This window comes from Salipiger sp. (assembly GCF_059781815.1).
Genome location: NZ_JBYNAH010000039.1, coordinates 1 through 19,432, shown reverse-complemented (window position 1 = coordinate 19,432; position 19,432 = coordinate 1). Strand labels below are relative to the sequence as shown.

Annotated in this window: 18 protein-coding genes; 9 read left to right on the top strand and 9 right to left on the bottom strand. The window is 67.6% G+C overall.

All coding sequences use genetic code 11. From position 1 onward, the window contains the following. Positions 1-8: 8 nt before the first annotated feature. Entirely contained in the window at positions 9-170 is a 162-nt protein-coding gene (ccoS, locus tag AC6RA4_RS06660; RefSeq protein ID WP_007793324.1) for a cbb3-type cytochrome oxidase assembly protein CcoS, read from the top strand. A gap of 361 nt (positions 171-531) precedes the next feature. Here ccoS and AC6RA4_RS06655 read toward each other — a convergent pair whose 3' ends face one another. Both AC6RA4_RS06655 and AC6RA4_RS06650 read right to left on the bottom strand, forming a co-directional pair. Next, positions 532-2,112 (bottom strand): GMC family oxidoreductase, encoded by a 1,581-nt coding sequence (locus AC6RA4_RS06655; protein ID WP_500158629.1) that lies wholly within the window; start codon positions 2,110-2,112, stop codon positions 532-534. Positions 2,113-2,234: 122 nt separating this feature from the next. Then, on the bottom strand, positions 2,235-2,693 hold the full coding sequence (locus tag AC6RA4_RS06650) for an Lrp/AsnC family transcriptional regulator (RefSeq protein ID WP_500158627.1): 459 nt from the start codon (positions 2,691-2,693) through the stop codon (positions 2,235-2,237). Between the two features lie 135 nt (positions 2,694-2,828). On the opposite strand from AC6RA4_RS06650, the gene ald reads away from it, so the two are divergent. Further along, a complete protein-coding gene (ald, locus tag AC6RA4_RS06645; protein WP_500158625.1) occupies positions 2,829-3,941 on the top strand; it encodes an alanine dehydrogenase in 1,113 nt (370 codons plus the stop codon). Between the two features lie 79 nt (positions 3,942-4,020). Here ald and AC6RA4_RS06640 read toward each other — a convergent pair whose 3' ends face one another. From AC6RA4_RS06640 to AC6RA4_RS06630, 3 genes are all read right to left on the bottom strand, one after another. Further along, on the bottom strand, positions 4,021-4,908 hold the full coding sequence (locus AC6RA4_RS06640) for a cation diffusion facilitator family transporter (protein WP_500158623.1): 888 nt from the start codon (positions 4,906-4,908) through the stop codon (positions 4,021-4,023). A gap of 122 nt (positions 4,909-5,030) precedes the next feature. Then, a complete protein-coding gene (gene mscL, locus AC6RA4_RS06635) occupies positions 5,031-5,453 on the bottom strand; it encodes a large conductance mechanosensitive channel protein MscL (RefSeq protein ID WP_500158621.1) in 423 nt (140 codons plus the stop codon). Positions 5,454-5,824: 371 nt separating this feature from the next. Continuing rightward, a complete protein-coding gene (locus tag AC6RA4_RS06630; RefSeq protein ID WP_500158619.1) occupies positions 5,825-6,274 on the bottom strand; it encodes a YtoQ family protein in 450 nt (149 codons plus the stop codon). 294 nt (positions 6,275-6,568) lie between these two features. On the opposite strand from AC6RA4_RS06630, the gene AC6RA4_RS06625 reads away from it, so the two are divergent. Genes AC6RA4_RS06625 through AC6RA4_RS06600 form a run of 6 tightly spaced genes read left to right on the top strand, consistent with a single transcriptional unit; the run spans position 6,569 to position 13,090 of the window. Continuing rightward, the gene (locus tag AC6RA4_RS06625; protein ID WP_222602814.1) at positions 6,569-7,615 is read left to right on the top strand and encodes a rod shape-determining protein; all 1,047 of its coding nucleotides are present in this window, start codon (positions 6,569-6,571) and stop codon (positions 7,613-7,615) included. 42 nt (positions 7,616-7,657) lie between these two features. Continuing rightward, positions 7,658-8,572 (top strand): rod shape-determining protein MreC, encoded by a 915-nt coding sequence (mreC, locus tag AC6RA4_RS06620; protein ID WP_500158617.1) that lies wholly within the window; start codon positions 7,658-7,660, stop codon positions 8,570-8,572. After that, positions 8,565-9,104, top strand: a complete 540-nt coding sequence (locus AC6RA4_RS06615; protein WP_500158615.1) for a rod shape-determining protein MreD — start codon at positions 8,565-8,567, stop codon at positions 9,102-9,104. Before mreC ends, AC6RA4_RS06615 begins: the two co-directional genes overlap by 8 nt. Then, positions 9,101-11,020, top strand: coding sequence for a penicillin-binding protein 2 (mrdA, locus tag AC6RA4_RS06610; protein ID WP_500158613.1), 1,920 nt, complete (start codon positions 9,101-9,103; stop codon positions 11,018-11,020). Before AC6RA4_RS06615 ends, mrdA begins: the two co-directional genes overlap by 4 nt. Beyond that, the gene (gene rodA, locus AC6RA4_RS06605; RefSeq protein ID WP_500158611.1) at positions 11,017-12,156 is read left to right on the top strand and encodes a rod shape-determining protein RodA; all 1,140 of its coding nucleotides are present in this window, start codon (positions 11,017-11,019) and stop codon (positions 12,154-12,156) included. The genes mrdA and rodA overlap by 4 nt, the downstream gene beginning before the upstream one ends. Before the next feature lies 1 nt (position 12,157). Beyond that, a complete protein-coding gene (locus AC6RA4_RS06600; RefSeq protein WP_500158609.1) occupies positions 12,158-13,090 on the top strand; it encodes a 2-hydroxyacid dehydrogenase in 933 nt (310 codons plus the stop codon). Between the two features lie 177 nt (positions 13,091-13,267). On the opposite strand, the gene AC6RA4_RS06595 is transcribed toward AC6RA4_RS06600, so the two are convergent. From AC6RA4_RS06595 to ccrA, 4 genes are all read right to left on the bottom strand, one after another. Beyond that, positions 13,268-13,663, bottom strand: coding sequence for a PaaI family thioesterase (locus AC6RA4_RS06595; RefSeq protein ID WP_500158607.1), 396 nt, complete (start codon positions 13,661-13,663; stop codon positions 13,268-13,270). Then, positions 13,660-15,195 carry an ATP-dependent DNA helicase gene (locus tag AC6RA4_RS06590; RefSeq protein WP_500158605.1) on the bottom strand — a complete coding sequence of 512 codons (1,536 nt, stop codon included), beginning with the start codon at positions 15,193-15,195 and terminating at the stop codon, positions 13,660-13,662. Before AC6RA4_RS06590 ends, AC6RA4_RS06595 begins: the two co-directional genes overlap by 4 nt. A gap of 60 nt (positions 15,196-15,255) precedes the next feature. Continuing rightward, the gene (locus AC6RA4_RS06585; protein ID WP_500158650.1) at positions 15,256-15,975 is read right to left on the bottom strand and encodes a helix-turn-helix transcriptional regulator; all 720 of its coding nucleotides are present in this window, start codon (positions 15,973-15,975) and stop codon (positions 15,256-15,258) included. A 387-nt stretch (positions 15,976-16,362) separates the two neighbouring features. Next, positions 16,363-17,649 carry a crotonyl-CoA carboxylase/reductase gene (gene ccrA, locus AC6RA4_RS06580; RefSeq protein WP_500158604.1) on the bottom strand — a complete coding sequence of 429 codons (1,287 nt, stop codon included), beginning with the start codon at positions 17,647-17,649 and terminating at the stop codon, positions 16,363-16,365. A 429-nt stretch (positions 17,650-18,078) separates the two neighbouring features. Here ccrA and AC6RA4_RS06575 point away from each other — a divergent pair. Then, positions 18,079-19,432, top strand: a 1,354-nt coding sequence (locus AC6RA4_RS06575) for a methylmalonyl-CoA mutase family protein (protein WP_500158603.1), incomplete at its 3' end; no start/stop codon positions are given.

Here is a 19,432-nt window from a genome sequence, read left to right as displayed (position 1 = left end):
GACCCGCCATGAACATCCTGCTCTACCTGATCCCGATCTCGCTCTTCCTCGGCGGCATGGGCCTGCTGTTCTTCGTCATCACCGTGCGCACGAAGCAGTATGACGACCCCGAGGGCAACGCCGCCCGCATCCTCTCGGGCCAGTACGACGACAAACCCAAGCAGGACTGACCGCCCCGCGTCTTCTCTATGTCCAAAGTCCTCCCGCCGGAGGCACCAACCCCACCAAGCCAAGCCCCCCCCTGCCGGGCTCCCGCCGAGCAACGCCCCCAACCAGCGCCCCAAGAGCAGGCCCCAACCGCCCCAGCATCGCGCCCTGCTCTTCTCTACGCCCCAAATACTCCCGCCGGAGGCACCCAGCCCCGCCAGGCCCACCCCGGCTGGGCTCTCCCCGTGCCACACCCCAACAAGCGCCCCAAGAGCAAACCCCATCCGCCCCGCACGGCGCTCTGCCCTTCTTTACGTCAAAAATACTCCCGCCGGAGGCATCCAACGCCTCCACAAGCGCAAGCCCAAGGCAGGAGCGCCCACCTCACCCACGCAGGATTATATCCGCCGCCTTCTCGGCGATCATGATGGTCGGCGAGTTGGTGTTGCCGCTGGTGATCGTCGGCATGACGCTGGCATCGACCACGCGCAGCCCGGCGAGCCCCTTCATCCGGCATTCCGCGTCGAGCGGCGCCGCGCCGTCCGTCCCCATGCGCACCGTGCCCACCGGGTGGAAGATCGTCGTGCCGACATCGCCTGCAGCCTTCGCCACCTCCTCGTCGGTCTGGTACTCCGCCCCCGGCTTGATCTCCTCGGGGGTATACTTCGCCATCGCCCCTTGCGTCATGATGCGGCGCGACAGGCGGATGCTGTCCACCGCGACGCGGCGGTCGCCCTCGGTCGAGAGGTAGTTCGGCGCGATGATCGGCGCGTCCTTCGGGTCGTTCGAGGCCAGCCGGATGGTGCCGCGGCTTTCGGGCCGCAGGTTGCAGACGCTGGCGGTGATTGCCGGGTAGCTGTGGAGCGGCTGGCCGAAGGCGTCGAGCGACAGCGGCTGCACGTGGAACTCCACATCCGCCGTGGCCAGCCCCTCGCGCGACTTGGCGAAGGCGCCGAGCTGCGAGGGGGCCATCGACATCGGCCCAGAGCGCCGGGCGACGTATTCCAGCCCGATCGCCATCTTGCCCATCAGCGAGTTGGCCATCTGGTTGAGCGTCTTGGCCCCGGTGAGCCGCCACGAGCAGCGCAGCTGCAGGTGGTCCTGCAGGTTGCCGCCCACCCCCGGCGCGTCGTGTTTCACCTCGATGCCATGCGCGCGCAGCTCCTCCGCCGGGCCAATGCCCGAGAGCTGCAGCAGCTGCGGCGAGTTCACCGCGCCGGCCGAGAGGATCACGTCGCCACCGCAGCGCGCCTCGCGCGGCTGGCCGTTCTGCTCGTAGGCGACGCCCACGACTTTCTTGCCCTCGAAGATCAGCCCGGTGACATGGGCGTGGGTCTCGACCCGGAGGTTTTCACTGTCGGTGGTGCGCAAGAAGGCCTTGGCGGTGTTCATCCGCCAGCCGTTGCGCTGGTTGACGCGGAAATAGCCCACGCCCTCGTTGTCGCCGGTGTTGAAATCGGTGACCTTGGGCAGCCCGGCCTCGTGCGCGGCCTCCATCCAGTCGTCGAGCACCGGCCAGTGCAGGCGCTGGTTCTCGACCCGCCACTCGCCGCCCGCGCCGTGCATCTCGCTTTCGCCCTCGACGAAATCCTCGCTCTTCTTGAAATAGGGCAGCACGTCGTCCCAGCCCCAGCCGGTCAGGCCCATCTGGCGCCAGCCGTCGTAATCCGCCGCCTGTCCGCGCAGGTAGAGCATGCCGTTGATCGACGAGCAGCCGCCCAGAACCTTGCCGCGCGGATAGAGCAGCGCGCGCCCGTTGAGCCCGGGATCGGGGGCGGTGCGGTAGCACCAGTCGGTGCGCGGGTTGTCGATGCAGTAGAGGTAGCCCATCGGGATGTGGATCCAGTGATAGGTGTCGCGCCCGCCCGCCTCGAGCAGCAGGACCCGGCGCCCGGCCTCGGCCAGCCGCTTGGCCAGAACGCAGCCCGCGCTGCCGGCTCCGATGATGACGTGATCCCAAGACATGCTGCCCTCCCCCGGCGCGCAGGGCGCCCATTTCAATTGTCTGACATTTGATATGTCAGACAATTGAAGCCCGTGCAACTGCCCATGCGGACGCTGCGGCATGTTCGCGCAACCGGGGCGGGTCAGACCGGCAGGGCAGTGGTCTTGAAGACGGTGCGCAGCGCGAAGCTCGACTGCATCTGCGCCACGCCCGGAAGCCGGGTCAGGTGCTGGCGGTGGATGCGGGCAAAATCCTCGGTGTCCTCGGCGACGACCTTGAGGATGTAATCGGCGCTGCCCGCCATCAGGTGGCACTCGAGCACGTCCGGAATCCGCGCCACCGCCTTCTCGAAAGCCTCGAGCACCTCGTCGGCCTGCGCGCTGAGCGTGATCTCGACGAACACCGTGGTCGGCATGTTCATCTTGCGCGCGTCGAGCAGCGCCACGTAGCCGCGGATGATGCCCTCGCTCTCGAGCCGCTGCACCCGGCGGTGGCAGGCCGAGGCCGAGAGATGCACCTGCTCGGAGAGCTCGGCATTCGACATGCGCCCCTGCTTCTGCAGCACGCGCAGGATGCGGCGGTCGATATCGTCGAGGTCCATGGCAGGTTCTTTCAAGAAAGGCGCAATTCGTCGAAGGTTCTGCGAAGAACCCCGGCCGCAACGCAGCAAATCCGGCGGGAAATTGCAAGCCACCGCTGTCACGATTCAGGCAGAGAACTTAGGGAGGACTCAGCCATGAAACTCGGATGCCCCACAGAGGTCAAAGCGCAGGAATTCCGCGTCGGCCTGACGCCCAACGCCGCCCGCGAGGCGGTGTCGCAGGGCCACGAGGTGCTGATCCAGAGCGGCGCCGGGCTCGGCGCGGGCTTTGAGGATGCCGACTACACCGCCGCCGGGGCCACCATCGTGGCCAGCGCCAAGGACGTGTTCGACGGCGCCGAGATGATCGTCAAGGTCAAGGAGCCGCAGGCGGCCGAGCGCGCCATGCTGCGCGAGGGGCAGCTGCTCTTCACCTATCTCCACCTCGCCCCCGATCCCGCCCAGACCGACGATCTGCTGGCCTCGGGGGCCACCTGCATCGCCTACGAGACGGTGACCGACGAGCGTGGCGGGTTGCCGCTGCTGGCGCCGATGTCGGAGGTCGCCGGGCGGCTCGCGCCGCAGATGGGGGCGTGGTCGCTGCAGAAGGCCAATGGCGGGCGTGGCGTGCTGATGGGCGGCGTGCCCGGTGTCGGCCCGGCCAACGTCGTGGTGCTTGGCGGCGGCAATGTCGGCACCCACGCGGCCCGCATCGCCGCCGGGATGGGTGCGCATGTCACCGTGCTCGACCGCTCGCTGCCGCGGCTGCGCTATCTCGATGACGTGTTCGGCACCACCTTCCGCAACCGCTACTCCACCGAGGGCGCGCTGGTCGAGCTGCTGCCCGAGGCCGACATGGTGATCGGCGCGGTGCTGATCCCCGGTGCTGCCGCACCCAAGCTGATCAGCCGCGAGATGCTCGGGCTGATGAAGCACGGCGCGGTGTTGGTGGACGTGGCGATCGATCAGGGCGGCTGCTTCGAGACCTCGCGGGCGACCACCCATGACGATCCGGTCTACGAGGTCGACGGCATCCAGCATTACTGCGTCGCCAACATGCCCGGCGCGGTGCCGCGCACCTCGACCATCGCGCTTGGCAACGCCACCCTGCCCTTCGTGATGGCGCTGGCGAACAAGGGCTGGAAACAGGCCTGCGCCGAGGATCGCCACCTTCTGGCGGGGCTCAACGTGCACGCGGGCCAGCTCACCAATGCGCCCGTGGCCGAGGCGCTGGGGCGCGATGTCGTGGCGCCGGAGAGCGTTCTCTGAGCAAGTAGTGTGCCGGCGCCTGACGGACGCCGGCACGTGCTGACCGCCTGCCCTGAATGAGCGCGGCCGCGCTCGGAGGTCAGAGCACCACGATGCCGCTGTGCTTTGCCTTGTGCTCGGGTTCGACATGGATCGTCACCCGGCTGCCCTCGAAGCTCGCGTGCAGCGCGTGCTCGATGCGGTCGCAGATGTCATGCGCCGCGTCCACCGTCATCTCGCCCGGCACCACGAGGTGAAACTCGACGAAAAGCGCGCTGCCCGCCCGGCGCGAGCGCAGGTCATGCGCCTCGACCGCGCCCTCGGCATTGGCCGAGATCAGCGCCCGCATCTGCTCGAGCTCGCCTTCCGGCGCCGCCGCGTCCATCAGCCCGCCAACCGAATGGCGCATCACCTGCCAGCCGGCCCAGAGGATATTCACGGCGACCAGCGCCGCCAGCGCCGGATCGAGCCAGCTCCAGCCGGTCAGCACCGCCGCGACGATGCCGACGGTGACACCGGCGGAGGTGAAGACATCCGTGAGCAGATGCTTGCCATCGGCCTCGAGCGCCGGCGAGAAGAGCTTTCGGCCCGCGCGGATCAGCACGAAGGACCAGACCGCGTTGATCGCGCTGGCCACGAGGTTGATGCCGAGCCCGAGCCAGGGCTCTTCGATCAACCGTGGCGCCTGCCAGGCGCTCCACGCCTCGCGCAGGATCAGGATCGCCGCGACGATGATCAGAACGCCCTCGAGCACGGCGCTGAAATACTCGGCCTTGTGATGCCCGAACGGGTGATCCGCGTCCGCCGGCTGCGCCGCGATGCGCAGCGCCACCAGCGCCGCCAGCGCCGTCGCCACGTTGACGATGCTCTCGAGCGCATCCGAGAGCAGCGCAACCGAACCGGTGAGCCACCATGCGAGGGTCTTGATCGCAAGGACCACGAGGCCCACGACAACGCTGCCGCAGGCGATTTTGATGGCTCGGCTCATGGCACCCTCTTCGCTGGTCCGGGTCTGTTAGCGAAGCGACCCGCGCCGCGCAACCGGGCGAAGCGGGAAGCCGGGCTGCGCGGGTGGAAAGGCTAGGCGCCCCCAAAGGGCGCCCGCCCGGCTCACTTGTTCAGCGCGTCGCGGATCTCGATCAGGATGTCGAGCTCGGACGGGCCGGTCTTGACCTCGGGCGCGACCTCGTCGGGCTTCTCGGCGGCGGCCTTCACCCGGTTGACCATCTTCACCAGCATGAAGACCACGAAGGCGATGATGAAGAAGTTGATCACCGCCATGATGAACTTGCCCACCGCGAAGACCGGCGCGCCGGCCTCGGTCGCGGCATCGAGCGAAGCATACTCATTGCCGTCGAGCGCGTAGAACCAGCCGGTGAAATCGATCCCGCCAGTGAACAGCGCGATGATCGGGTTGAGGATGTCGCCCACCAGCGACTGCACGATGGCGGTGAAGGCCGCCCCGATGATGATCCCCACCGCCATGTCCATGACGTTGCCCTTGGCGATGAAATCCTTGAATTCGTTGATCACGGTCACGTTCCTTGTGATGACTGACACTGATGATACCCGGCTCTGCTGCATCGCGGCACAACCGCCGCGCGATCTTGCCACGGCTGGCGCGCCGCGGGAAGCGGGAAGGAGAAGCGCTGCCCCGGCGATGCGCAGGCGGCACGCTCGGGCATGCCTCCGGCGGGAGTATTTTTGGACGTAGAGAAGCTGCGGGCGTGGCTTTGCCGGGCGGTGTGAGAGGGCGGGCGGTTGGGGGGGGGGCGGCCTTGCCCGACGTGGTGCGGGTGGCGCCGGAGGGCCTGCCTCCGGCGGGAGTATTTTGCGACGTAGAGAAGACAGGGGCGCGCCTTTGCCCGGCCTGGCAGGGGTTGGGGGCGCCCCTGTCTGCAGGCTCAGCCCGGCAGGGTGCCGGTCAGGACGTAGCGCAGGATCTCGACCACCTCGCCGGGCTGGCGGGCCACCGCGAGGGCGGCGGCGTCGACCTCCTTGAGGGCGTGGTCATGCTCGGCGGGCTGCAGGATGATCAGCGACTTGCCGAGGGCGGCGGCGTAGCCCGCGTCGAAGGCGGCATTCCATTGCTTGTACTTGTCGCCGAAGCGCACCACCACGATATCGGCATCGGCGATGCCCTTGCGGGTGCGGATCGCGTTGACCTGCGCGCCCTTGCGGTCGTGCCAGAACTTGCTCTCCTCGGCCCCGAGGATCGCCACGCCGCAATCGTCGCTGGCGGCGTGATCGGTCACCGGCGCGGAAAAGGTCACGTCGAGCCCCTGCGCGCCCTCGATGATCTGCTCGCGCCAGTCGGTGTGGATCTCTCCGGAAAGATAGACGGTCAGTCCCATGCCTTGTCCCCTTGCTTGCGTTCCCCAGAGCTATGCCAGCCCGGGCGCGGGGCAACAAGAGCGCGCCGGCCGCAGCCGCGACCGTCAGCGTCGAGGACACGGCGAGGTCGGGCGGAGGCCCTGCGGGGAAACAGCCAACTGCACGCCGTTTACACGCGAGCGTGTGCTGCGGCGGTTTCACGCTGATTTGCGCCTCCCAGCCCCTTTCGCCAGCGCCCAAGCAGTCCTATAAGGGCTCCGGCTTGGGCTCGGGTAGAGTCGCAGGCCCATCCTATCATTGGGGCAGGACGTTATATGTTTGGACTGGACAGACTCATGGGCGCCTTCTCGGCGGACATGGCAATCGACCTCGGGACCGCGAACACGCTGGTCTACGTCAAGGGACGCGGGGTCATCCTGTCCGAACCGTCCGTGGTGGCCTACCACGTGAAAGACGGCGTCAAGAAGGTGCTCGCGGTGGGCGAGGATGCCAAGCTGATGCTCGGCCGCACCCCCGGCTCGATCGAGGCCATCCGGCCGATGCGCGAGGGCGTGATCGCCGATTTCGACACCGCCGAGGAGATGATCAAGCACTTCATCCGCAAGGTGCACAAGCGCTCGACCTTCTCGAAGCCGAAGATCATCGTCTGCGTGCCGCACGGCGCCACCCCGGTCGAGAAACGCGCCATCCGCCAGTCGGTGCTGAGCGCCGGGGCCCGCAAGGCCGGGCTCATCGCCGAGCCGATCGCCGCGGCCATCGGGGCCGGCATGCCAATCACCGATCCGACCGGCTCGATGGTGGTCGATATCGGTGGCGGCACCACCGAGGTGGCGGTGCTGTCGCTGGGCGACATCGTCTACGCGCGCTCGGTGCGCGTCGGCGGTGACCGCATGGACGAGGCCATCGTCAACTATCTGCGCCGCCAGCAGAACCTGCTCGTGGGCGAATCCACCGCCGAGCGCATCAAGACCTCGATCGGCACGGCGCGCATGCCCGATGACGGGCGTGGCTCGTCGATGCAGATCCGCGGCCGCGACCTTCTCAACGGCGTGCCGAAGGAAACCGAGATCAGCCAGGCCCAGGTGGCCGAGGCGCTCTCCGAGCCGGTGCAGGCGATCTGCGAGGCGGTGATGACCGCGCTCGAGGCCACCCCGCCGGACCTCGCCGCCGACATCGTCGACCGTGGCGTCATGCTGACCGGCGGCGGCGCGCTGCTGGGCGAGCTCGACCTGGCGCTGCGCGAGCAGACCGGGCTGGCGGTGTCCATCGCCGACGAGAGCCTGAACTGCGTGGCGCTCGGCACCGGCAAGGCGCTGGAATACGAAAAGCAGCTGCGTCACGCCATCGACTACGATTCGTGACGGCCCTTCGCGGCGCCGCCCGCCGACGCTAAGATGAGTTGAATGGCGAAGCACGGGACCAATTCCGAGGACTATGCCGGTCCGCTGAAGCGCCTGCTTCTGGCGGTTCTGCTGCTGTGCCTCGTGGGTCTGTTCATCTTCTGGCGCATCGACAGCCCGCGGGCCGAGCGCTTCCGGGCGCAGATCGTCGACACGGTGATGCCGGGCTTCGACTGGGCGATGGCGCCGGTGACCGGCGCGGTACGCATCCTGCGCGATTTCCAGAGCTACCAGCGCATCTACGATCAGAACCAGGAGCTACGCCGCGAGCTGCGCCGGATGACCGCCTGGAAGGAGGCCGCGCTGCAGCTCGAGCAGGAGAACGCCCGGCTGCGCGATCTCAACAACGTCCGGCTCGACCCGCGGCTGACCTACATCACCGGCGTGGTGCTGGCCGACAGCGGCTCGCCGTTCCGGCAGTCGGTGCTGATCAACGTGGGCTCGCGCGATGGCATCGTCGACGGCTGGGCCACCATGGACGGCATCGGCCTCGTGGGGCGGATCTCGGGCGTGGGGGCCAACACGAGCCGGGTGATCCTGCTCACCGACGCCACCAGCCGCATCCCGGCGATCATCCAGCCCTCGGGGCAGCGCGCGCTGATCACCGGCGACAACTCCGCCGCGCCGCCGATCGACTTCCTTGAGGATCCCGACCAGGTGCGCCCGGGCGACCGCATCGTCACCAGCGGCGATGGCGAGGTGTTCCCGCCGGGGCTGCTGATCGGCCAGGTGGCCGAGGACCCCGGCGGCCGCCTGCGGGTGCGCCTCGCCGCCGATTACGAGCGGCTCGAGTTCCTGCGCGTCCTGCGCGACCACGGCGCGCGCCGGGTCAGCTCGCCCTCGGCGCTGATCCTGCCCGAGGTACCGCCGGGCACCGAGGCGCCGCTGCCGCCGGAAGAGGCGCCAGGCGATGGCTGAGGCCCGCCCCGCCCGCATCTGGATCATGCGCGCGGCCTTTGTCGGGATCGCGCTGGTGGTGATGTTCTATCGCCTGCTGCCGCTCGACATGATGCCGCCGCGCTTCGCCGGCCCCGACATTCTCGTGGCCCTGTGCTTTGCATGGGTGCTGCGCCGGCCCGACTATGTTCCGGCGCTGTCGATTGCCGGCGTCATGCTGCTGGCCGACATCCTGTTCCAGCGCCCGCCCGGGCTCTGGGCGGCGCTGATGCTGATGGCCACCGAGTTCCTCAAGTCGCGCGACCGTCGCGACCGCGAGACCACCTTCCTGATGGAATGGCTGCGGGTCGCCGTGGTGCTGCTGGCGATCACGATCGCGTATCGCCTTGTGCTTGCCCTCTTGATCGTGCCGACCGGAACCGCTTTCCTGACCCTGATGCGATATGCCACCACCGTCGCGGTCTATCCGCTGGTGGTGATCCTGTCGCAGGGTCTGCTCGGAGTGCGCCGCTTGGCGCCGGGCGATTTCGATCATGCCGGGAGAAGCCTGTGAGACGCACACCGCGTGACAGCGCCGAAAGCAGCCGCCGGATGACCCGGCGCGGCCTGCTGCTGGGCGGAGCCCAGATCGCCTTTGCCGGGGTGCTGGGGCTGCGCATGCGGCACATGCAGGTCGATCAGGCCGCCGAATTCCGCCTGATGGCGGAAGAGAACCGCATCAACATCCACCTCATCCCGCCGTCCCGCGGCCGCATCTTCGACCGCGAAGGCCGGGTCATCGCCGAGAACGAGCAGACCTACCGCATCACCATGCGGCGCGAGGATGCCGGCGACGTCGAGGACGTCATCGGCCGGCTCTCGGCGCTGGTCGACCTCAAGCCCGAGGATGTCGAGCGCGCGCTGGAAGAGATGCGCACGTCGCCGCCCTTCCTTCAGGTCACCGTGGCCGACCGGGTGAGCTGGGACGCGATCAGCCGCGTCGCGGTCAACGCCCCTGCCCTGCCCGGCGTCACCCCCGAGGTCGGCCTCAGCCGGGTCTATCCGCAACGCGAGACCTTCGCCCATGTGGTGGGCTATGTCGGCCCGGTCTCGGAGCGCGATCTTGCCCGCTACGAAGACCCCGAACCGGTGCTGCGCATCCCGCGGTTCCAGATCGGCAAGGTCGGCATCGAAGCCAAGTTCGAGGAACAGCTTCGCGGCTCCGCCGGCGCCAAGCGGGTCGAGGTCAACGCCGTGGGGCGCGTCATGCGCGAGCTCGACCGGCGCGAGGGCGAGGCCGGCGCCGACATGCAGCTCACCGTCGACAGCGAGCTGCAGGATTACATCAAGGCAAGGCTCGGAGAGGAAAGCGCCTCGGCGGTGGTGATGGATCTCGAGCATGGCGACGTGCTCGCCATCGCCTCGGCCCCCTCCTACGACCCCAACAAGTTCGTGCGCGGCATTTCCGTCGCCGATTACGGTGTGCTGCGCGAGAACAACCACCGCCCGCTGGCCTCGAAGACCGTGCAGGACGCCTATCCCCCGGGCTCGACCTTCAAGATCGTCACCGCTCTGGCGGCGCTCGATGCCGGTCTCGTCGGCCCCGACGAGACGGTCTACTGCCCCGGCCACATGGAGGTTGGCTCGCGCCGGTTCCACTGCTGGAAACGCTCGGGCCACGGCCATGTGAACCTCGAGCAGAGCCTGCGCGACAGCTGCGATGTCTATTACTACGATCTCGCCCTGAAGGTCGGCATCGACCGCATCGCCGAGATGGGCCGCAAGCTTGGGCTCGGCGCCGCCCCCGACGTGCCGATGTCGGCGGTCACCGCCGGGCTGATGCCCGACAAGGAGTGGAAACGCCGCGAGCGCGACGCCGAATGGCGCATCGGCGACACGGTGAACGCCTCCATCGGGCAGGGCTACGTGCTGACCTCGCCGCTGCAACAGGCCGTCATGGTCGCGCGCGTGGCGACAGGCCGCGCCGTGCAGCCGCGTCTGGTTCGCAGCGTCGGCGGGATGCAGACCCCCTCGCGCGCCGGCGAGCCGCTCGATATCGATCCGGCGCATCTCAAGATGATCCGGAAGGCGATGTTCATCGTCTCCAACAACCGCCGGGGCACCGCCTATCGCTCGCGCATCATCGCCGAAGATATGCGCATGGCCGGCAAGACCGGCACCAGCCAGGTGCTCAACCGCGTGGTGCGCAACCAGGATGTGCCCTGGGAAGAGCGCGACCACGCGCTCTTCGTGAACTTCGCCCCCTACGAGGCGCCGCGCATCGCGGTGTCGGTGGTGGTCGAGCACGGCGGTGGCGGATCCTCGACCGCCGCACCGATCGCGCGCGACATCACGCTGCAGGCGCTCTACAAGGGCACGCCGCCGCTCGAGGCCTACCCTGCCGGCGACCGCGACCGCATTCAGGCCCAACAGGAACGGCTCGAGCGCGAGCGCGCCGAGCGCGCAGCCGAGGCGGGACGCCGCGCATGAGCTATCTCGAGTATACCGTCAAGACGGTCCCCTCCGGCTGGCGCAAGGTGCTCTACCTGAACTGGCCGCTGATCATCCTGCTCACGGCGGTGGCCTGCGTCGGCTTCCTGATGCTCTACTCGGTCGCCGGCGGCTCGCTGCAGCCCTGGGCCGAGCCGCAGATGGAGCGCTTCGGCCTCGGCCTCGCGGCGATGTTCATCACCGCGATGGTGCCGATCTGGCTTTGGCGCAACCTCTCGGCGCTGATCTATCTCGCGGCGCTGGCGCTGCTGGTGGCGGTGGAGCTGTTCGGCGCCGTCGGCATGGGGGCGCAGCGCTGGATCGATATCGGCTTCATGCGGCTGCAACCCTCCGAGGTGATGAAGATCGCGCTCGTTATGGCGCTGGCGGCCTATTACGACTGGCTGCCGATGAAGCGCGTGTCGCGCCCGATCTGGGTGATCGCGCCGCTGATCCTGATCGTCACCCCGACCTTCCTGGTGCTGACCCAGCCCGACCTCGGCACGGCCATCCTGCTGATGACGGCGGGCGGGGTGATGATGTTCCTCGCCGGGGTGCACTGGGCCTATTTCGCCGTCGTGGTCGCCGCAGCGGGCGGTGCGGTCTACACCGTGTTCCTGTCGCGCGGCACGCCGTGGCAGCTCCTGAAGGACTACCAGTTCCGCCGGATCGACACCTTCCTCGATCCTTCTACCGACCCGCTCGGCGCCGGGTACCACATCACCCAGGCCAAAATCGCCATGGGCTCGGGCGGCTGGACCGGGCGCGGTTTCATGCAGGGCACCCAGTCGCGACTGAACTTCCTGCCAGAGAAGCACACCGACTTCATCTTCAACACGCTGGCCGAGGAGTTCGGCTTCGTCGGCGGCTTCTCCCTGCTGGTGCTCTACCTGCTGATCCTGGTGTTCTGCATTGTCGCCGCCCTGCAGAACCGCGACCGCTATTCCTCGCTGCTGATCCTTGGCGTCGGTCTCACCTTCTTCCTGTTCTTCGCCGTCAACATGTCGATGGTCATGGGGCTTGCCCCGGTGGTCGGCGTGCCGCTGCCGCTGGTGAGCTATGGCGGCTCGGCGATGCTGGTGCTAATGATCGCCTTCGGACTGGTGCAGAGCGCCCATATCCACAGGCCCCGCTGACATGATCACCATCCTCTTCGCCGCCGGCCCCGCACTCTGGGCCGAGTACGAGACGCCGCTGCGCACCGCCCTCGATGCCACCGGGCTCGCCTACACGCTCGCTTGCGAGGCAGTCCCCGAGAGCGTGGATTACGTGGTCTACGCGCCCGGCTCGTCGCTGCAGGACTTCTCGCCCTATAGCTCGCTCAAGGCGGTGCTGAACCTCTGGGCCGGGGTCGAGAAGATCACCGGCAACCCGACCCTCACCGTGCCGCTGGCGCGCATGGTCGATTCCGAGGGGCTGACCCAAGGCATGGTGGAATACGTCACCGGCCACGTGCTGCGCCACCATCTCGGCATGGACGCCTACATCACCAACCCCGCGCAGGAGTGGCGCCCGGTGGTGCCGCCGCTGGCCGGCGAGCGCCCGGTCACCATCCTCGGGCTTGGCACTTTGGGGCTGGCCTGCGCCGAGGCGCTGCGCGCCCTGGGCTTCCCGGTCACCGGCTGGTCGCGCAGCCCCAAGACCGCCCCCGGAATCACGACACGGCACGGCCCCGAGGGCCTCGCGAAGGCGCTGCAGAGCGCGCAGATCCTCGTTCTGCTGCTCCCCGACACCCCGGCCACCCGCGACCTGCTCGACGCCGAGCGCCTCGCGCAACTGCCGCGTGGCGCCGTCATCATAAACCCCGGCCGCGGCCCGCTGATCGTCGATGACGCGCTGATCGCCGCGCTCGACAGCGGCCAGATCGCCCATGCCACGCTCGACGTCTTCCGAACCGAGCCGCTGCCAGCCGAGCATCCGTTCTGGGCCCACCCCAAGGTGACGATCACCCCGCACATCGCTTCCGAGACGCGTGTCCCCAGCGCGTCCCGCGTCATCGCCGAGAACATCCGCCGCGGCGAGGCGGGAGAGCCGCTCCTGCATCTCGTGGACCGCGCCGCCGGCTACTGATCCCAACGCCCGCCCGGCCGCAGAGTCCGGCCTGCCTCCGGCGGGGATATTTTAGGCCAGAAGAAGACAGGGGCGCAGCGCCCTATCCTTCTCTGGTTTTAAAATACCTCGGGGGTGAATTGGCGCTTGCGCCAAGAGGGGGCAGCGCCCCCTTAAACCTGGGCCACAAGCACGGGCTCAGCTGGTGCGCTGGCGGAATACGCCGGTGCCCTTGGCGACCAACACGCCGGTGTCGTCGCGGAGGACCGCCTCGGCGAAGAAGGTGCTGCGCCCTCCCCCGGTGCGGAAGCCCTCGCAGATCAGCCGGGTGCCGGAGGGCCGGCCGATATACTGCACGTTCAGCGACAGGGTCAGCGCCGTCTTGCGGATCTCCGGGTCGCCGGTCCAGCAGCCCGAGATCCCCATGGCACTGTCGAGCAGGGTGGCGTGCACGCCGCCGTGCGGGATGCCGCCGCGATTGCCGAGGAACTCGGTGATCGGCATCTCGTAGCGGGCGTAATCCTCGCGCCATTCCATCAGTTCGTAGCCGAGATGGCGGGCAAAGTTCGAGGGCGTGTCGAGGCCGTTGCTCATAGCAGGTCGCTCTCCTGTGCTTCCAGTTCCAGCGCCACCGCCGGCGCCTTGAGGTCATCGGTACGCAACAGCCCCGAGGGCCGCGACAGGCGGTTGCGCACCACCCAGTGCAGCCGCTCGGAGGCGCGGGTGATCGCCACGTAGGCCAGCCGTTTCCACAGCGGCTGGCCGGCCTCGACCCGCCCCATGCGCGCGGCGACGAAGAGGTCGGGCGCAAACACCTGCACCTGCTCCCATTGCGAGCCCTGCGCCTTGTGGATGGTCACCGCGGCGCCATGCAGGAAAGTCGCCCCCATGCGCGCGGCGAAGGGGATGAAGGGCTCTTCCTCGTCGGGCTTCTCGATCTTCACGATCGAGGCCGCCGAGACCTGCGGGTCGGGCGCGCCCATCACGTGCAGCCGCGAGAAGCCGGGCTTGCGGCCCGGTCCGAGATAGATCACCTGCGCGCCCTTGATCAGGCCGCGCGCCTCGAGATCGAGCCGCTTCTTGCGGTGCTTGAGCGGCAGCTCGAGCCCGTCGCAGATCAGCGGCTCGCCGGGCAGAAGCTCGGTCTCGGGGGCATCGTGCACCGCGCGGAAGGCGTTGATCAGGCGGATCCGCGTCGCGTTGCGCCAGACAAGGACGGGCGAGCGCGCCATCAGGTCGACCTCGACCCGCTGGCTCCAGACCACGCGATCGTCCTGCCGCGCCTTCTCCTCGATCATGCGCTCGAACTCCTGGAACTCCAGCGCAGGGTCGGCCAGCGCGTGGGCGAGATCGAGGATCGGGTTGTCGGCCTGTTGCCGGTGGATGCGGTGCATCTCGAGCTTCTGGCTCTCGGGCACGCTGTCGAACACCATCTTGCCCGACTGGTTCACCGGCGCGAGCTGCGCCGGATCGCCGAACAGAACGAGGTTTGGGAAGATCTCCTGCAGGTCCTCGAACTGGCGGTCGTCGAGCATCGAGGCCTCGTCGACGAAGCCGATGTCGAGCGGCTCCTCACGGCGCTTCCAGCCGGTGATGAAATCGCTGCCGCGCAGGCCGGCGGCGGCCAGCGCCGCGGGCACCGACTTGTGCGCCTCGTAGGAGGCCTGGGCGCGCTCCAGCGCCTCGGGGCTCAGCTCCTCGATCTCTGGCTGCTCGACATTGCCCATCAGCCATTCGGCGATGCGCTCGTATTCGGGATCGTAGACCGGGGTATAGATGATCCGGTGGATGGTCGTCGCCGGCACGCCGCGCATGCGCAGCACGCTGGCCGCCTTGTTGGTCGGCGCCAGCACCGCAAAGCTGCGCCGGTCGCCCTTGCGGCGGCTCTCGTAATCGCCCGAGACGATCTCGGCGCCCGCGGCCTCCAGCGACTTGCAGAGTTCGGAAAGCAGCAGCGTCTTGCCCGAGCCGGCCTTGCCCATCAGCGCCATGACACGTCCCGGCCCCTCCTTCGCAGGGGTGACGGTGCCATCGTCGAGATCGACGCCGGCCTCGCGCAGCATTTCTGCCACGCGGTCCCAGGCCTCGGCCTGGTCTTCGGAGAATGTCAGTGCGGGCAGATCCATGGCGCGGACCCTAAAGCCGCGCGCAGGCGAGGGCCAGAGCCCATCGCGCGCGGCACGGCGCTAGAGCGCGATCAGCCCGCAGCTCAGCGCCCGGGCCACCGCATGCGTGGTGTTGAGCGCGCCGAGCTTGAAGCGCGCGCCCTCGATATAGACCCGCACCGTGTGTTCCGAGATGTCGAGCTCCGCCGCCACCTGAGCGCGGCTGTATCCGGCCGCAAGCAGGCGCATGGCGTCGATCTCGCGCGGGCTCAGCGCGACCGGCGCGTGGACGGTCTGGCCCGGCACCAGATCGAGCGCCTTTTCATTGAAGCTGTGCGCAGCAAGGATCAGCTCGGCGCGCCGCTGGGCGGTGAACTCGGTCCAGGCGGCATCGGAGCAGCTGTGGTTCGCGGTAAAGAGGGCGAACTGGCCGTTCGGGCCGCGGATCGGCACGGTGAAGCCCTGGTTGCCGACGCCGTGTCGCAAGGCATCCTGCAAGTAGGCGCGCGCGGCTTTCGAAGACCAGTCGAGCGCTTTCCAGTTCACCGGATGAAAGCGCTGCACACAGCCCTGGATCACCGGGTCGACGCGCAGGTAGCCGCGCGCTTCGTAGCGCGCCAGCCACCCTGTAGAGTAGGTCCCGCATTCGTGGTGCAGGCCCTGTGCGCCGACCCAGTGATAGACGAGGTGATCTATCCCCAGACGATCCCTCATCTTGTGCGATGCCTGCTGGAGATCCTCCAGCCGGTCTGCCTGCTCAAGCGAGGCGAGTAACTCTCCCGCCGCAGGCCCCCTGTCCACTCGTCCCAATACCACGTCCCCCGGCACTCGGTGTCAGCTCGACCTCTGCCGCCGCCTGTGCTGCCTCGAGCTGCTCTGCCAGAGCTTCGAGCGCATTGGCGCGTGCATATCCCCTGAGGTCGGTCAACACGTCGATGATCCATTCATGTCGCATGGAAAGCGTTTCCCGCACCGAGTTAACAAAAGGTAAACACCAGCTTAGCAGCTGTTGGATTACCGATAAATTCACGCAAATCCCCTCCCCCGAAACGGTGGGGCCGCGCGCTGCAAGCGCCTGAGCCGGCGCGAACGGGCCCTTTCTGAAGACCGGCAACCGTGAAACGGCAACGCCCGCGAACCGGATCACGATTCGCGGGCGTTTTTAGCAGTGGCAGGGTGAAGGAGCCGTTAACCGCGGGCCTCCAGCGCCTCCTCGAAGGTGCGCAGCCCGGTCTTCGGCGCCTGCACCAGCACCGACATGTTGCCGGGCTTGTGCTGGTTGCGCAGCATCTTGAGATGCGCGTCCGGGATCTCGTCCCAGCCGAACACCTCGGACATGCACGGATCGAGGCGGCGCTCGACCATCAGGCGGTTGGCCGAGGCGGCCTGCTTGAGATGGGCGAAGTGCGAGCCCTGCAGGCGCTTCTGGTGCATCCACATGTAGCGCACGTCGAAGGTGCAGTTGAAGCCGGTGGTGCCGGCGCAGATCACCACCATGCCGCCCTTCTTGCAGACCAGCGTCGAGACCGGGAAGGTCGCCTCGCCCGGGTGCTCGAAGACCATGTCCACGTTCACGCCCTTGCCGGTGATGTCCCAGATCGCCTTGCCGAACTTGCGGGCCTCTTTCATCCAGTCATTGTATTCCGGCGTGTTGACCGTGGGCAGCTGGCCCCAGCACTTGAAGTCCTTCCGGTTGATCACGCCCTTGGCGCCGAGTCCGAGCACGAAGTCGCGCTTGTCCTCTTCCGAGATCACCGCGATGGCGTTGGCGCCGGCGGTGTTGATCAGCTGGATCGCGTAGGAGCCGAGGCCGCCCGAGGCGCCCCAGACCAGCACGTTCTGGCCGGGCTTGAGCTCGTGCGGGTGGTGGCCGAAGAGCATCCGGTAGGCGGTGGCCAGGGTCAGCGTGTAGCAGGCGCTCTCTTCCCAGGTCAGGTGCTTGGGGCGCGGCATCAGCTGCTGCGCCTGCACGCGGGCGAACTGGGCGAAGGAGCCGTCGCCGGTCTCGTAGCCCCAGATCCGCTGGGTCGGCGAGAACATCGGGTCGCCGCCGTTGCACTCCTCATCGTCGCCGTCGTCCTGGTTACAGTGGATCACGACCTCGTCGCCGACCTTCCACTGCTTGACCTTGTCACCCACGGCCCAGACGATGCCCGAGGCATCGGAGCCCGCGATGTGGTACTCCTGCTTGTGCACGTCGAAGGGCGAGATCGGCACGCCGAGCCCGGCCCAGACGCCGTTGTAGTTGACGCCCGCCGCCATGACGAGAACCAGCACCTCGTGGCTGTCGATCTGCCAGGTGTCGACCACTTCCTTCTGGAACGACTTGTCGGGCTCGCCGTGACGCTCGCGGCGAATGGCCCAGGCGTACATCTTCTTCGGCACATAACCGAGCGGCGGCATCTCGCCGATCTCGTAGAGGTCTTTTTCCGGCGCATCGTAGGGCGCGATCCCGGTTTGCGTATCCAGAGCCATCGGGGCCTCCTTCCTCAAGTAATCCGTTGCGATCTTCGTGATCTTGTCTGGTCTTGTCTCCGGCCCCGCGCCGCAGTGCAGAATCGCGGGGCTTCGACCTAGGGAGATATCGCTGGCCGCGCAACAATGCAACAACGACCAAGGTGCATTTTGTAATTTTATGACCGAGCAGATGCAGAAACCCCGGAACCTGCGACCAATGTCGAAGCCAAACCGGCGGCCGGACAGCTGCCAATACGCTCAGAATAGCGCTGAATCGGCGAATCTTGGTAGAATTCTGCGGTGTCGCGGGCTTCGCCTGACGCTGCGGCGCAAAACTGCCCGACATCGCCGCAGCGCGGCGAATTGACGAGACATTTTATTTCGCATACCAAGTCCCGAACGCAACAAGCTTGCCGATACGATTCTGATCCGCCCACGGAGACTGACATGACGGACGTCCAGAAAGACCGCACCCAGAGCGCCCCCGCGCCCAAGGCCGACCGGCCGTGGCTGATCCGCACCTATGCCGGCCACTCGACCGCCAAAGCCTCGAACGCGCTCTACCGCAACAACCTCGCGAAGGGGCAGACCGGCCTCTCGGTGGCCTTCGACCTGCCGACCCAGACCGGCTATGACAGCGACCACGTTCTGGCGAAGGGCGAGGTCGGCAAGGTCGGCGTGCCGGTTTGCCATCTTGGCGACATGCGCACCCTGTTCGACCAGATCCCGCTCGAGCAGATGAACACCTCGATGACGATCAACGCCACCGCGCCGTGGCTGCTGTCGCTCTATATCGCGGTGGCCGAGGAACAGGGCGCCGATGTCTCGAAACTGCAGGGCACGGTGCAGAACGACCTGATCAAGGAATACCTCAGCCGCGGCACCTATATCTGCCCGCCGAAACCGTCGCTGAAGATGATCGGCGACGTCGCCGAGTACTGCTATACCAACGTGCCGAAATGGAACCCGATGAACGTGTGTTCCTACCACCTGCAAGAGGCCGGCGCGACGCCCGAGCAGGAACTCTCCTTTGCGCTGGCCACCGGGATCGCGGTGCTCGACGAGCTCAAGCCCCGCGTCGCGCCCGAGGATTTCCCGGCGCTCTGCGGGCGGATCTCGTTCTTTGTGAATGCCGGCATCCGCTTTGTCACCGAGATGTGCAAGATGCGGGCCTTCGTGGATCTCTGGGACGAGATCCTCGAGACACGCTACGGCGTCGAGGATCCCAAGTTCCGCCGCTTCCGCTACGGCGTGCAGGTCAACTCGCTCGGCCTGACCGAGCAGCAACCCGAAAACAACGTCTACCGCATCCTGATCGAGATGCTGGCGGTGACGCTCTCCAAGAAGGCGCGCGCCCGCGCGGTGCAGCTGCCGGCATGGAACGAGGCGCTTGGCCTGCCCCGCCCGTGGGACCAGCAATGGTCGATGCGGATGCAGCAGATCCTCGCCTACGAGACCGACCTGCTGGAATACGGCGATCTCTTCGACGGCAACCCGGTGGTCGATGCCAAGGTCGAGGCGCTGAAGGACGGCGCCCGCGCCGAGCTTGGCAATATCGACAGCATGGGCGGCGCGATCGGGGCGATCGACTACATGAAGGGCCGTCTGGTCGATGCCAATGCCGAGCGTCTGAACCGGATCGAGAAGAACGAGACCATCGTCGTGGGCGTCAACAAGTGGACCGAGGGCGAGCCGTCGCCGCTGGTCGGCGAGGATGGCGGCATCATGGTGGTCGACCCGGCGGTCGAGCAGGAGCAGATCGCGCGGCTCAACGACTGGCGCGCCGAGCGTGACGAGGATG